We start from the raw sequence: 14,404 nt of genomic DNA, 5'->3' as shown, positions 1-14,404 counted from the left end.
AAACAGCGGGACGTTTGCTGGCACCGGCACAGGGATTGCTTCCGGCGCAGGGATTTTCACCCGCACAGGGATTTTTGCCCGCACAGGCTTTGAGGGCACTACTTTTACCGGCACAAGGATTGTCACCAGCACAGGGGTTTTTACCAGCACAGGGGTTGTCACCAGCACAAGGATTTTTACCGGCACAAGGGTTGTCACCCGCGCAAGGATTCTCACCGGCACAAGGATTTTTACCCGCACAGGGATTGCCAGCGCAAGCTTTCAGAGAGGTAGAAGTTTCTCCGGTCTTGTACTCCCCTTGAGCATAAGTGTGGGCGGTAATACCTACAGTAAAAATAGAGGCGATCGCTAGGCTGGCAATGTAATGTAGTTTCATGAGTGACTCCGATAAAGTTAACGATAGCTGTAACTGTTGACATTTTCATGAAACCTTACCCAACTGAAGTAGCTGTGAGAGAAATCTGAACTCTTCCTGAGAATTTTCTCTTTGGGATTCCCTTTAAGTTACGGTTGACCTCAGAAGTGTTTACTAAAGAGTGATGCCATGCAAGCTGCTGATTGGCTCGTGAATGAACAAGGCGAACGTCATCCCTTAGAGTCTTTAAGTTCTCCAGACGCTGGGGATAAACCGTATCGGTTATATCGGTTTCTGACGGATTTAGAAACGATTTTGTGGGAGATTCCGGAAGATAGCCAGCGTTTACCGGAAATTGCTCGCTGTTTGCGTCAACTATTAGATTCTTCTCCTTGGCTACAAACCTATTATTCAGAACCGAGTCCGAATCCAGGATGGTCAATTTTATCCCTATATGACGAACCAGAGTTTACGCTGACGATTCAAATTGTGGCTTGGTTACCCGGCAATGTTTCCCCGATTCATAATCATGGCAGTTGGGGAGTGGTGGCTTTATTAAGTGGAGAAGAAAAAAATATATTTTGGCGCAGAAGTCCGACTCCTGAATTCGAGGATCGCATTGAAGCCGTAGATTCTTATATTTTAACTCCTGGAGAAATCATTACCTTTCTCCCCGATGCCATTCACAGCGTCGAACCTCTAGGGAATGAAGCCGCGATTACGTTGAATATATACGGAGAAACAAAGGTGGACAAGCGGTTTGAATTCGATTCCGTTAATCATACCGCTTGGAATTTTTAGAGCGCCAACAACCGAAGAGGAAAACAGTATACTGGGAAACAAAGCATTTATCCTCAAGCTAAAACCCATGCAAACCAGCGATCTGATTCCTTCAGCTTGGCAACAACTCCGACAAGGTAGTGTAACTTGTGATCAAGCCATTCAGCTATTAGTCGATAGCGATCGCCACCTTAACCTATCCTTACTTGATTCTGAAGTCAGTTCTCGGTTTTGGCGTGAATTCCCCGATCGCCAGAACCTACCTCCCATTATTCCCTTACTGCTGTGGCGCAACTGCTACTATCTTGGCTCTCCCGTGAGGGTAGAAGACAATCGAATCCGAGAAATGAGCGATCGTACCCTCACCGATATTAAAATCATCCCCATTTCCCCAAAAAGCTACAGCTCTTGGCATCATACCCGTAATTTTGACCATACTCGCATCAGTGCTGCGCCCCTCGTTAACCCCATCACCGGGGAACTCGAACAAGAAAATATTACCGAAGTTACCGAACTCTACTTATCCAAAGCCGTCGGTCAAATTAGCCGCATTAAAACCATTATCTCCGGCGCTCTCCGCAACCGTGCCAGCGATATCCACCTTGAACCCCTACCCCACGGCTTGCGGGTTCGGTATCGCATTGACGGCGTACTCCGAGATATTACGACTCTCTCATCAGAAGTCAGCCGTAAAGTCATCGTTGCCCTCAAAGTCATGTCCAACATGGACATTGCCGAAAGTCGTCGCCCCCAAGATGGACGGATTGGAGAAAAATACGCCACCCAAGATAATCGAGAATTGGGCATGGATATGCGCGTTAGTACCCTTCCGTGTGTCAGTGGCGAAAAAGCCGTGATCCGCCTCCTTCCTCGGAAAAATCCCTTTAGTAAAATTGAAGACCTCGGCTTTAACCATAAAACCCAACCCATCTATCAAAACTGGCTCAAGCAACCCCAGGGCATGATTATCCTCACCGGACCCACCGGTTCCGGGAAAACCAGTACTCTTTATACCAGTTTACAATCCGTAGCCACAGAGCAAGTGAATGTAGTCACCGTTGAAGATCCCGTAGAATACATCTTACCCGGAATTACCCAAACCCAAGTCCACGAAAGAGCAGGCATGACCTTTGCCGCTGGATTGCGGGCCATTTTGCGCCAAGACCCCGATATCATTATGGTCGGAGAGATTCGCGACCATGAAACCGCAGAAACCGCAGTCCGAGCAGCTTTAACCGGTCATTTAGTCTTTACCACCTTGCATACCAATGATGCCGTGGGAGCCATTCCCCGGCTCAAGGATATCGGACCCGATCCGGGTTTGATTAGTGACGCGCTCCTGGGGATTATTGCCCAGCGTTTAGTACGCCGTGTTTGTACCCATTGTGGCGCGCCCTATCGCCCTAGTGAAGAGGATTTAAAGAAATTAGGCATTGGTTTACATGAAGCCAACCCAGAAGAATGGCGTAAAGGACAAGGGTGTGTTAAGTGTTTTCAGTCGGGATATTTAGGACGAGAGGCCATTATTGAGTTGCTTAATGTAGACGATCCCATTCACGAGTTGATTTATGAAGGGGGAGTCACTGACTTGCGCCGACATTTGAAAAACACAGATTTTATGTCCTTTCGCAAAGCAGCCACTGATAAGGTAACCCTGGGTAAAACGACGGTGGAGGAGGTGGAGCGAGTTCTCCCTCGCAGCGCCATGCAGTATAAGTTGACTTGAGAACCGAAACCCAACCTCGTGCCGTGACTGGCCAAAAATCATGTATTATACCCCCTTCCTTTTAGTGCTGTAGTACTATGGCAGCTCATATTTCTAAAGCGCTACAGCAACTTTATTAGAGTAATACGATTTGTAGTAAAATAGCTATAATTGTTGGTTAAGAGGGTAAATGTACAAAGATTGTCCTGGGTGAAAACACAATGAGAAAACTGGCAACAATCGAGCAAATAAAGTCTTCGCAGCCTGTGCCCAATGCTGATTCGCTGGATGTCGTTCAGGTACGAGGCTGGCAAGTGGTAACCAAGCGCAATGAATTTCAGGTGGGGGATCTGGCTGTTTACTTCGAGATTGACTCTTTTCTCCCCATTCGCCCTGAATTTGAATTTCTCCGATCTAGCTCCTTCAAACGTATGGGAGAAGAAGAAGGGTTTCGCTTGCGAACCGTCAAGTTGCGCAAACAACTTTCCCAAGGTTTGGTTTTACCTGTGGCGACATTTCCGGAACTTGCAGCGCTGTCTTGCTCCGTAGGGGATGATGTCACTGAGCTATTGGGGGTGCAGAAATACGAGCCTCCAGTTCCAGCCTCTCTATCGGGGTTGGTGAAGGGAGCATTCCCTAGCGTTATTCCGAAAACTGACCAAGAACGGATTCAAAACTTGTGGGAATCTTATGCCGCTACTCTCCAGGATGTTGCCTTTGAGGAAACCGTTAAGCTGGATGGCTCTTCCATGACGGTGTACGTCCGAGAGGGTGAGGTTGGAGTTTGCTCGCGTAACCTAGACCTCAAGTGCGATCGCCCCGACAAGCCCCGCAATATTCTCTGGCAAGTCGCTCTGAAGCTAAATTTGCTCGAATTGCTGCCTCCACTACATCGCAACCTAGCCATTCAAGGCGAGTTGATCGGCCCTAACATTCAGAAAAATAACGAGAAGCTGACAGAACCAGCTTGGTTTGTCTTTGATGTTTGGGACATCGATCGCCAGCAATATTTCCCGGCATCAGAGCGGCTCTCTTTTATCCAACAGCTCGGCTTGCAGCATGTGCCCGTCGTCTCTGAATCGATTCAAGTCTTCCGCAACTTTTCTTCCCTTGAGGAGTTGCTCTCTCATGCCGATGGCCCATCTTTAAATGCCAGTAGACGAGAGGGCTTGGTATACAAATCCCTAGAGCCAGTTGATGGAGAGATGTTTTCTTTCAAGGCGATCTCCAATCGATGGTTACTCAAGAATGAATCAGGTTAAGAACAATGGTGAATAAACTCCCTTGACCGAGTTGACTGGTAACCGTAAGATAGCTTTGATGATGATGGACAATTGCCCAGGTAACGGCTAATACCATTTCTCTATGAAAGCGCAAAGCGCTGTATGGTGTTCCGCCAGGACTTCCAGAATAGCTTGGCGATACTTGTCTAATCTTTCCATTCCTCCTAACCAACTTAATAAGGAGGAGGTATACATGGAGTTGCTGTGATATCGCATAGAAATGCGGACAAGTAATGCATAGACAGATGGACTAGGAGTACTATTACGCCACCAACTAATAAGGCTAAGGAAGGGTTTGCTGATAAAATATCGTCGCCAAATTCCTTAGCTCCATTAGCAATAAGTAGTTCAATAATTTCTTCCCTATCCCCCAGTTCTCTGGCTAAAGTTAGCGGACGTTTGCTCGAATGCTCTGTATTATCGTTGCCATAAAAAGTATAATAACGAATGCTACCTAAGTATACACCGCGATCGATTAACACCTTCACTGCTTCTGGGTAATTTCCTTGAATAGCCTCATTGATGGGAGTCTTACGAGGCCAACCGAGTGCATTTATCTCAGCTCCATTATCTAATAGTAGTTCTATCATCTCTACATGACCGTATCTACAGGCTCGATGTAACGGCGTGTCTTCTTTTTCTGGCTCGGCATCAAGCTTGGCTCCTTTTTCTATCAACAATTGAGCGACAGCGAGCGCATTATACTTGGCAGCATGGTGGAGAGGAGTATCGCCTGATTTATTGCGAATATGAATGTCGGCTCCTTTTTCAAGCAAAAATTCGGCGACTGGCATCGAATCTCGGCAGATTGCCAGATGCAATAAGCTCGCTCCTCCGAAGAAAGGTTCATTTCGCTTGATGTTGAGAGAATTAATATCGTCCTCGTCAGCGAGCAAACGTTTTAAGTTTTCTAGATCTCCCAACGCTGCCGCTAAATAGATATCGAGTTCTACTCCATTCTTTAAAAGGAACTCTACAATGCGATCGCGCTTGTGGTAAATCGCTGCAAAAATTGGCGAATAGGCTGGATAACCATCCGATGCTTTTGGATTAACCTCGGCTCCATACTCTACCAGAAGACGAACAACCTCAAAATGACCCTCTCGTGCTGCTAAATATAAAGGGGTTATCCCGCCAACTGCAATGTTGGGACTTCCTATGTATTGCAGATAAATGTTCAGCGACGGAATATTGCCTTCTTCGGCTAAAAAGTGGATTGTCTGATAGCTTTGGGGTTCCAAGCAAGATTTCCGTAAGGAGTTCCAGTCCAAATTCAACTTCCTCCAATCTGTTAATAACTCGTTTGCTGATATTGCGATCGTTGATTCTTTTCTTGGTATTCCCTAATCTATTCCCCAATCCTAATCGATCGCAAACTCGGTAAACTTGCGAGCATTGGGGTCGTGAAAACCCAGGACGATCGCTTTTTTGGGTACGCCTAACTCAATCAGTTGATTCGCCACGCCAATTTCCGTACCATCATGCTGAATCCAAATTTTATCACCTTTGATATCGATATGAATTAAGGAACTAAATATTCTGCGATCGCCATTCCAGCCAATACTTGTCAGTTGATAATGGTCGTTTTGCGTATCGCTAATAATAAATTGTTCTAGGTCACCATAAGACGATTTATATTTATGATGTTCTGCTATGACTTTCAGAACAGCTTGGCGGTACTCATCTAATCTTCCCATCGTACAATAACCTCTTTTTCGGAATCAAACACGAGAATTTTCACCTGGTATTCAGTAACACTCAATTGCGCCAGTTCTCCAGAGAAAAAACTACAATATATTTTAGCGGGAACGGCTAAAAACAGAACTCGATTTGGCTCTTCCTGTTTTAAGGCAACTCGATAGTTGAGAAATTGACCTAGAGCGCGATGAAATTCTGAAGTTGGAGAAGAAGATAAGAAACTCTTGATTTCAACAGCAATTTTGACATTATCTTTTTCAGCAGCAACCAGTTGCTCTGCACCCAAATCGATTTCCAGCCTACCAGAAGATAACTCTAACACTAGTGGATCGTCGGTGATTGTCCAACCTTCTTTTTGCAAGGCTACTTTAACTGTATTATGATAAACATCTTTAGCAGACATGATGCGATCGAATTCAGTGTTGAGCTTCACTGAATTATATCAAAATTTTCTATTCCTTAACCTATACTGGACGGCATTGAGTATGAAGTAACCTCAACCCAATGGCTATAGCATTTTAACTCACATTTTGCACGACAAAATGTAGTACAAATCCTCGAGTAAGGGTAGTGAGTATTTAAGCTGACCCAAAAAAGCGGTAACAAAGGCTCCTCCAGTTTTTTTCCAGGGCAAATATTCCCTATAATTCAGAACTTGCTTGTACTGTTGAGCCATAAGGCTTTTAGAGAAATGATATTCTTCTGCTTGTAATGCATATTTGAGAATTAGTTTAGTTAAAAATATACGTGCAAAGGATTCAAATTTGTGGTAGATAAAGTCTCTATTTTCACCGTCGCGACAATTTTCTACACTATGGGGTTCTTCTTTTAGATTGAGAATAATATGATGCTGTTCATACTTATCAATTGGCTATGATCGTAGCATTTAAAAGCCTATTGGTAAAGTGAATTTTAAGAATGACTAACTCACCAGGACATTGATAGTTACTCAAGAATGAATCAGGGTAAGAGCAATAGTGAATAGACTCCCTTGACCGAGTTGACTGGTAACCGTAAGATCGCCTTGATGATAGTGGGCGATCGCCCGGGCAATGGCTAATCCTAAACCTGTGCCTCCTGTGGTTCGAGCGCGATCGCTGTCAACCCGGTAAAAGCGATCGAAAATACGCGGTTGTTCTTCTTTGGCAATCCCTATTCCCGTGTCTCGAACCTGAATCAAAGCCTGACGTTCTTTGACGGTTAAGCTCACCACGACTTGACCTTGACTAGGGGTATATTGAATGGCATTAGCGATTAAATTAGAGACTAAACGGTAAAGTTGAGAATCGTCTCCTAAAACCTGAATTGGGCGATCGGGGATGTGCTCAATGAGATCGATATCAGCCCTCATAGCCACCTCGGAAAATTCTTCTACCAGATCCCCAACTAAATCGTTTAAACAACAATACTGAAAAGAGGTAGAAGGGACTCGATCTTCCAGACGAGTTAATAAGAGTAAATCTGTAATTAGATGGCTTAAGCGTCTTCCTTGTCTTTCTAGAGTTTGCAACATTGGGGTTAAATCTTCGGGTTTTGAGGAGGGTATTCTTAACATGGCTTCTATGGTTGCTAACAAATTAGCTAGGGGCGATCGCAACTCATGGGCGGCATTAGCGGTAAACTGTTGTTGTTGTTGATACGATTGATAAATCGGTTGCATGGCTAACCCGGAAAGCCACCAACTCGACATCACCACTATCCCTAAAATTAGGGGAAACCCGATCGCTAAGATCGTTTGTATGCGTCTAACTTCAGCATCAAAGGGTTGTAAAGTTCGTCCCAGTTGCAAATAACCCCAAGATGATTTGTGCTTGTGGCGATCGCCAACGGAATGAGGATAAGCACTGTGTAAAATAATCGTAAATTGGTGATAACGAATCCCCTCACTGGTGAGAGTTTGCCAGGGAGTATCCTTTAAGATGCCAGAAAGATTCGCCGGTTGATTGGGAGAAAAAGCTAGCAGTTGCCCCTGATGATTAAACAGCCGTAGGAAATAGGTGCTGCGATCGCTAATACCAATGGTATGTCTTTCAATTAAAGTCGGATTAAAATTACACGGTTGTCCCACTAAACACAATTCAGGCAAAATCTGCCTTAACACAGTGGTGGGGTTTTCTGAGGCAGGCAACATCGGTTCTAAGCTATCGTGAAGTGTTCCCGCGATCGACTCCATTTCCCGTTCCATTGCTTGCCAATTCGATCGCACCAGGGAACGATACATACCCAACGCCGATACACTTAAAATTGCCCCCATCACTAAGGCATACCAAAACGCTAAACGAAGGCGACTGTGACGAAAAAGTGGAGAACTTTTCATAAATGGAACTTAAACAACAGACATAGCTCTATAGCACTTCACACTAGGCAATAGTTTAAACCCAAAAAATAATAAGAAATATATTTATCCTCTTCTGTCACTTTCCCTAAAAGGGGGTAATATCAAGTCCGGCGAATCAATTAAAGTTTGCCCTAGCCTCCGCAGCTTGACGAAAGGATGCAACCGAAACTAAACGATTTGAATCTGCGTCCCACAAAATGAATTGGGCACAGTCAAATAAATCTGTGATTCGGAGAATCTTGACATCCGAAAGCAGATGACTATTTTCACGATGACAAGCGGCGAGATAGTAATTGGGAATTCTTTCGGAAAGATGATGAATATTGTGATAGCCAATGTCTGCACTAAACCATCTGAGAATAGCTGGTAATTTTAAATAACTGCTGCCCTTAACTGCACCTGAAATATAGTCCCAGCCTTCCGTTTTATGAGCGTAAGCACCTTCAAAAATGTGCTGGACAAAAAAGATCCAGATAAAGATCGTGGCAGAACAAATGATGACCATAGAGTAAATACTCCAAAACAATTCAAATCCCCATAAAGAGCTTAAAATAATCCAGCTACTGACCACAAAGATGTTGTTGAGCAGGAGATCCCAAAATTCAGCAGATGACTGCCAGTATTTGGACTGGTGGGCAGAAATCATTTGCGCTAATTTAAACTCCGAACCCTGCTTTAAATCAGTAAATATATGATGGATTAAATCATAAACTCCTAGGCTCAAAATCAGCCTAGGCTTGATGACAAGATAGAAGAAGCCGCCGGGAATCGCCATAAGTGGATGTCGCAGGACTTCATATAGTTTTTGATGGAAAGGATCGAGCTGAGAAAACTCCTCGGTGGACAAGAAATCGGCAACGCCTCGATATCGCTCCCAGTCGCCATTGGTTTTGTGATGGTAGGCATGATCTCTTGACCAGCCATATTGGGGAATCGCATTGATCGCACCCAGCAGGAACCCAATAATACGGTTTGCTGATTTTGACCGAAAGAGAGAATTGTGTCCACAATCATGCATCAAGGAAAAACAGCGCAGTGAAAAGAGAACTAGGAGTACAAGGATTGGGGGCAATAGCCATAGAGAAATTGATTGAGCCTGTATGGCTAAAATCCATAAGAGAACATAAGGCACAACGGTATTAAGAATTTGGTAAGTTGCCCGCAGGTTGCTGCTGTTGATGTATGGAGTCAAGACAAAATTAGCTTTTCTGAGCATATTTCGGTGGTTTTAGTTGACGGGAAAATTGATATTTAAAAAAGGGATGAGCCGGTATTGGGATCTATTCAGTATTTTTGTTCATACAAATCTCCAGGGGATTGATCGAGTTGGAACTCTACCCAACGCCGTTGCACCTGTTGGTAACAATCAACTGGAGCAACTTTGAGGTTTCGCAGTAGGTTAATATCTGCCTGTCCGTCTTCATCAATTAACAACAGAATTTCTTGAACGGGATCATAGGTTTGAACCGTATCAAGCAGCCGTTCAATAACTGTTGTTTTTAGATGGAGCGTTTGCAAATAGGCTGAGACATGCAACAGGGGAACAAACCGGACAGTATGCTCAACTATGTCACTGTTATAATCTACAGATCCAGTATCGATCGCGGCCACATCGCAAGCTACCATGCCCCGTCCCTCAGTGATAAACCCCTGCCATGCTGCATGTCCTAAGGGTAACAGGTTTTCCCGAATAAATAGGTCTTGCCAGTAGCCGCAATCGCCCTGCCATATATCATTCCTGAGTCCCATGGCTCTCCTCCTGAATAAATTTTGCGGCAGCCACCCTGTTTTTCAGAGCCGGAATCACTTCTTCCCGGCAGCTCCAAAAGGCTCCTAATGCCTTTTTAACTTCACGATTTTTATCAATGCGGGTATACCCCAGCGTTGTAGCTTGAATGGTCATCAGTTATCGCTTCCTAAAATTCTGTAAGTCAACCTAAATACTAGCTGTCTTCTGATTGGTAAACAGCCCATAGTTAGATATAGTGAGGGTACTAGATGCGATCGCCAGCACAAAACTTGGCTACCTTTACTCAGATAGCTTGATTGAATATCAACCTGACGTTCAACTTAGAACGCTACAACCTTAAATGTTTGACAAAAAGCTGATCGCAAAAATTTGAAGTCTTCATCATCTGTACCTCGCAGATGTTTATGTGATGGGTTTACACCTCGGCGGGCATTCTGACTTAAAGAGTTGCGTCTCTCCTCACAGTTGCGGGACAGCGCCGGATTTACACCGGACTTTCCCCGTTACCTCTAGCGGGTATCAGGCGCTAGAACCGAGCCTGAGTAATATACCCTATTTATTTTACCTTGACAATAACCCCCAAGCAGCCTAAATAGTCCCAGTGCAGTAACGATAACCTTGAACTCCCAGCAATCACTCTGCACCAACACAGTTATACTGCGGAGTACGATCGCCCACTAAAGTCCTTGATCAATGCTGGGACAATGCGGTGACTCGCCAGCCTAGCCCCAAATAAGTTGCGAGCCACCGGCCCCAATTGCAATGCTGCGGCTCCCCCCATAATGAAAAGATTGCGTCCTGCCCAGCGAAGCCGAGCATCTAACACGGGTAAGCCATTAACCAGGGGTAAGGGGTGAGTCGCCCGTATATTGGCTAATAGGGGCCAGCGATCCACATCTAGCGTACTACCCGTTGCCAGCCAAATGCGGTCGATCGCTTGTTGGGCAATGCAGTGATGAATACCCGGATGGTTGCAGGTTACTCTCCAGGCATTCTCTTGCCACGTGGCGGACTGAACTTCGCACTGCTCGTAAAACGAGAGCTTGCCCTGTCGTTCTTTGCGTCGCAATTGGGTGAGAACGGCTGGGGTTAGGGAACCTCCATTACGGGCAGTTTGAATCATCCGCCAGCGCGTTTCCCAATCCGGTTCGGCGTGAAACCCTTTGAGGTATTTGGGGCCGAGCCATCCCGGTTCGGCATCGAAGAGTTTCTCGTAAAAGGTGCGCCGCGCCATCACGATCTCCTTTGCGCCCCGAGCGATCGCCCCCAATGCTAGGTGTCCGCTCGTCAGCCCACTGCCGACAATTAAAATCGTTTCTCCGGTTAACTGCGGCCAATCGCGCAGATCGACCTGATTGGAGTGCAGGAGGCGATTTTTTGGGGGGGTTGAGGGCAAGGCTTGTACCCATGCAGGAATATTGGCTTGACCGCCGGCGATCGCCAACACAACCCGCTTGGCTGTCAGCACTCCACCGTCGGCGAGTTCCAATCGAAACCGCTGCCATCCTTGCTGACGAAACAGTTCGATCCGCTGTACCCGAGCTGGAATGACTCGCTCGTGTAATTCCCAGCGCCGAATCACTTCTTGACAAAAGTCATGGAAGAGTTGGGTTCCCGGTAGGTCGTAGGGAGCAAAGAGTTCCGATGAACGGGATTCAGCAAAGGTTCGCAGGGCATGGGGATTGGGGTCGGGATGATGGACTACCGGCGATCGCAGGTGGGGAATATTGTAGGCAGCAAACTGGTGTTGCCATTGCTGTAGCCAATCCCCCGCTGGATCGAGTACCACAAAGCGGTTGCGCATGGACTCCTTCTTTTGCAGCAGATGCGTCACTAATGTTAACGCCTGGGGGCCCGCACCAATTATGGCAATATCTACCTGGTCTACCGTTCCATTTGAGGGGGCCGTCTTCCAATTACACATCACTTTCTAATCTCGTTCAATTCACTTGTGATGATGATTATCATTCTACTTTCTGTAATTCTATCTTAAGCCAAGACTGAATGGACTACTCAAGGGGTGACAAGGCAGCTCAAATGTGGAGATCACATAACGATAACATCAGGTTAGAGGGTTACTTGCCCGAAAAATCGTTGAGATTTTTTCGCCATGTTAAAATGCTCATAATCAAGCTTAGTCTTAGATTCAAGCCTGTTGTCATCCTCTGAACCAATCAACTTAAGTATTTCAAAGGTTTATCAACCTCTGTACATAATCACGAGCATCATCAGGATTCCATTGAACTGGTGAATTTCCAAATAGATAACTCATTTCGTTTTGGCATACAAAATCTTGGCAATCACCCTTCTTTAACTTGGTACTTAGCCAATTAAGTGAATTTTCAAATGTCGATTGAAAACTACCGCTAAACTTATGGTTTGGGACATTGTATAAAAGACACTCAATAAAATAAGAGGGAAATTGCTTTGGAACATGCAAACCTGCATTTATACAATTTCTAGCATTCTTGAAAACTCGAACTGTAGGCTTATACCACCCACCAGTCTGTTCCTTGGAGTTCTTATTTGCACCATTATCATAATGGCGTTTTGGGAAGTTGCAAATTTGTTGCTCTCCAGGTCTTGTCCAAAATGTCATACCTTCTGCGACTAATTGCATCTTCTCATAATGCTCATAAGTTGCCGACACAACAATATCTGCTTTGATCCGCCCACTATGAGGTAGCAACTTGATTGACTTACTACCTGATGTATCAATATATTGAGAACCATAATATCTGGATAATGCAGAAATTACATCCTTTTGAAAGTCAAACCAAGTATAGCCAACAGGGAACATTCCCAACTTCGATTTCTCTTCTGTGGTTAAATTTGAGTAAACACTAGAAGTGAGTTCTACTACAAGATCTACATCACTATCACCATAAATATTGGTTGAATTCCTATATGATCCTTGCAAGTAGGTGGTGTAATAGATATCTAAAGTCCACTGATAACTTTGTAGGGCATGTCTAATAGACTCATGAGTTTTTTTCGCCGATACAGTTGCTCCTTGATGAGACCAAGTTTGAAGTTGGGATTGAGATATAGCCATAAGATTAGAATCGTCATCAAAATTACTGAGTTACTCTTCTTAAAGCCTCTACTCGTGTCAAATACTCACGAGAGACACGCTTGAATTCCATTTTTCCGATATTCTGCCTCCCACGACCAGTGAAGTAATCTCCAGCCAATTCCTGACCGTCTGGAGATAGCTGTAAATTAGCCGTACCTCGATGAGCATTCATAGTATCGATGCTTAGAGCAGATGGTTCATTCATATACTCATACTTCAAACAAGGCTCTGAAGATTTATGTGTATTGACTGTTCCCATAATAGAATACGAACTGGAATTTTGAGTAGTCAAACGCACGTTTAACTGTGTCCAGGTTTGCCGAACATACAAAATCACATCTGGGATATCGGTTGTTGTATCTGGAACATTAGTTTCACCACTATAAGATGAGTGAATAACACCTACCCAAGTACCTTGAAGATTTGGGATCGATGAGAAGGATATGAATTTAAATTGTTGACACCACAGATATTTATCAAACCACTGATAAATTAGGCCGTAAAACCCCATGACTGATGGCGAGTCAAGCCACCAAGGAGCTTGCAATTTCGTCAACTGCAACCCAGAACTCAAAATTAAAGAAGCCACTATAGCAAAGAACGCCAGCCAAATTGGAGTCGATTTTCGCTCAGAAGCGTTTGTTGCATAGGCGTGCATGTAAAGCTTACTCCAGGTGTCTCATTCTATGTGTAGTTTTTTTCTGAGTTTAGTAACACTACACAACGATCTAGTTTATCTTTAGGTTAGTACCTAAGAACTACTATGAAGGTAGGGATAACCCTACCTAGCATGATTGAATTAAAACGCTGGTTGCGCCATCCAACAAATCGCTAAAGGCAAGACTCAATGGAATCCATGATGTTGATTACGATCTCCTCATCCGTGCTGATGCCAATACCCCTAATTTTGTGGGCGATCAGGGTTGACCTTTGAATGCTGAGTGACTCCCCATAAAGTGCGATCGACCCTTACAACCTTAACTCTAACCGATAATCTCTATTGCGTCCGCACCAACGTAATGTTAGGCGGCTTCAACGACTATATGGCTGATCAACGTTTAAGCCAGGAATGACTCGATAGTGCTTTACGTTGAAAGTACAGAGAGTAGCATTTCGGCCAACGGCACAAGCGGCAATCAATGCATCAATTAGGCCGACCTTATGAGACAGATAATAGGCTGTGAAATCAGACAAAGCACGAGCGCAATCGGTTTCAGTAGGCCAAATAATTTGCAACGGAGCCACCATCTGTAAAGCTTTACGAACCTGTTGCTTGTTCTGAGCATCGTGAATCAGTTCCATGACAACAAACCCAGGAATGCTTGGCAGTTCTGAGACAGAGGCGAATCACGCAAGCGCAGGCGCGTAACCTCGCTGGATGTCAATCATGACATCTGTATCAACTAAATACATTCGCTA

14 protein-coding genes, 1 pseudogene and 1 riboswitch are annotated in these 14,404 nt (G+C 44.7%); of the genes and pseudogenes, 3 read left to right on the top strand and 12 right to left on the bottom strand.

The window, feature by feature from the left end; all coding sequences use genetic code 11:
- Positions 1-376, bottom strand: a 376-nt coding sequence (locus AC3A14_RS07570) for a hypothetical protein (protein ID WP_487778951.1), incomplete at its 3' end; no start/stop codon positions are given.
- A gap of 168 nt (positions 377-544) precedes the next feature.
- On the opposite strand from AC3A14_RS07570, the gene AC3A14_RS07565 reads away from it, so the two are divergent.
- From AC3A14_RS07565 to AC3A14_RS07555, 3 genes are all read left to right on the top strand, one after another.
- On the top strand, positions 545-1,156 hold the full coding sequence (locus AC3A14_RS07565) for a cysteine dioxygenase family protein (protein WP_318731238.1): 612 nt from the start codon (positions 545-547) through the stop codon (positions 1,154-1,156).
- A gap of 67 nt (positions 1,157-1,223) precedes the next feature.
- Positions 1,224-2,861, top strand: coding sequence for a GspE/PulE family protein (locus AC3A14_RS07560; protein ID WP_318731237.1), 1,638 nt, complete (start codon positions 1,224-1,226; stop codon positions 2,859-2,861).
- Positions 2,862-3,061: 200 nt separating this feature from the next.
- Entirely contained in the window at positions 3,062-4,102 is a 1,041-nt protein-coding gene (locus AC3A14_RS07555) for an RNA ligase (ATP) (RefSeq protein ID WP_318734659.1), read from the top strand.
- A 194-nt stretch (positions 4,103-4,296) separates the two neighbouring features.
- Here the strand turns inward: AC3A14_RS07555 and AC3A14_RS07550 are convergent, their stop codons facing one another.
- From AC3A14_RS07550 to AC3A14_RS07500, 11 genes and pseudogenes are all read right to left on the bottom strand, one after another.
- Positions 4,297-5,394 carry an ankyrin repeat domain-containing protein gene (locus AC3A14_RS07550; RefSeq protein WP_318731235.1) on the bottom strand — a complete coding sequence of 366 codons (1,098 nt, stop codon included), beginning with the start codon at positions 5,392-5,394 and terminating at the stop codon, positions 4,297-4,299.
- Positions 5,395-5,484: 90 nt separating this feature from the next.
- Complete coding sequence (locus AC3A14_RS07545) at positions 5,485-5,820, bottom strand: XisI protein (protein WP_318731234.1); 336 nt, start codon at positions 5,818-5,820, stop codon at positions 5,485-5,487.
- The gene (locus tag AC3A14_RS07540; RefSeq protein ID WP_413038559.1) at positions 5,808-6,224 is read right to left on the bottom strand and encodes an element excision factor XisH family protein; all 417 of its coding nucleotides are present in this window, start codon (positions 6,222-6,224) and stop codon (positions 5,808-5,810) included. Before AC3A14_RS07540 ends, AC3A14_RS07545 begins: the two co-directional genes overlap by 13 nt.
- Before the next feature lie 546 nt (positions 6,225-6,770).
- Positions 6,771-8,138, bottom strand: coding sequence for a two-component system sensor histidine kinase RppB (gene rppB, locus AC3A14_RS07535; RefSeq protein ID WP_318731233.1), 1,368 nt, complete (start codon positions 8,136-8,138; stop codon positions 6,771-6,773).
- 136 nt (positions 8,139-8,274) lie between these two features.
- The gene (locus AC3A14_RS07530; RefSeq protein WP_318731232.1) at positions 8,275-9,375 is read right to left on the bottom strand and encodes a fatty acid desaturase; all 1,101 of its coding nucleotides are present in this window, start codon (positions 9,373-9,375) and stop codon (positions 8,275-8,277) included.
- Between the two features lie 68 nt (positions 9,376-9,443).
- Positions 9,444-9,908 (bottom strand): hypothetical protein, encoded by a 465-nt coding sequence (locus AC3A14_RS07525; RefSeq protein ID WP_318731231.1) that lies wholly within the window; start codon positions 9,906-9,908, stop codon positions 9,444-9,446.
- Positions 9,892-10,062, bottom strand: a complete 171-nt coding sequence (locus AC3A14_RS07520) for a hypothetical protein (protein ID WP_318731230.1) — start codon at positions 10,060-10,062, stop codon at positions 9,892-9,894. The genes AC3A14_RS07525 and AC3A14_RS07520 overlap by 17 nt, the downstream gene beginning before the upstream one ends.
- 254 nt (positions 10,063-10,316) lie before the next feature.
- Positions 10,317-10,461: riboswitch (cobalamin riboswitch) on the bottom strand.
- A gap of 100 nt (positions 10,462-10,561) precedes the next feature.
- The gene (locus AC3A14_RS07515; RefSeq protein WP_318719809.1) at positions 10,562-11,833 is read right to left on the bottom strand and encodes an FAD/NAD(P)-binding protein; all 1,272 of its coding nucleotides are present in this window, start codon (positions 11,831-11,833) and stop codon (positions 10,562-10,564) included.
- A gap of 264 nt (positions 11,834-12,097) precedes the next feature.
- A complete protein-coding gene (locus AC3A14_RS07510; protein WP_318719808.1) occupies positions 12,098-12,964 on the bottom strand; it encodes a nucleotidyltransferase domain-containing protein in 867 nt (288 codons plus the stop codon).
- A gap of 22 nt (positions 12,965-12,986) precedes the next feature.
- The gene (locus AC3A14_RS07505) at positions 12,987-13,643 is read right to left on the bottom strand and encodes a Cap15 family cyclic dinucleotide receptor domain-containing protein (protein WP_318719807.1); all 657 of its coding nucleotides are present in this window, start codon (positions 13,641-13,643) and stop codon (positions 12,987-12,989) included.
- A gap of 374 nt (positions 13,644-14,017) precedes the next feature.
- Positions 14,018-14,398 (bottom strand): annotated as a pseudogene (locus tag AC3A14_RS07500) (PIN domain-containing protein).
- Positions 14,399-14,404 lie beyond the last annotated feature (6 nt).

The organism is Roseofilum sp. (genome assembly GCF_982964205.1).
Note: the sequence above shows the minus strand (reverse complement) of the source record. Positions and strands in the feature narration are given on the sequence as shown.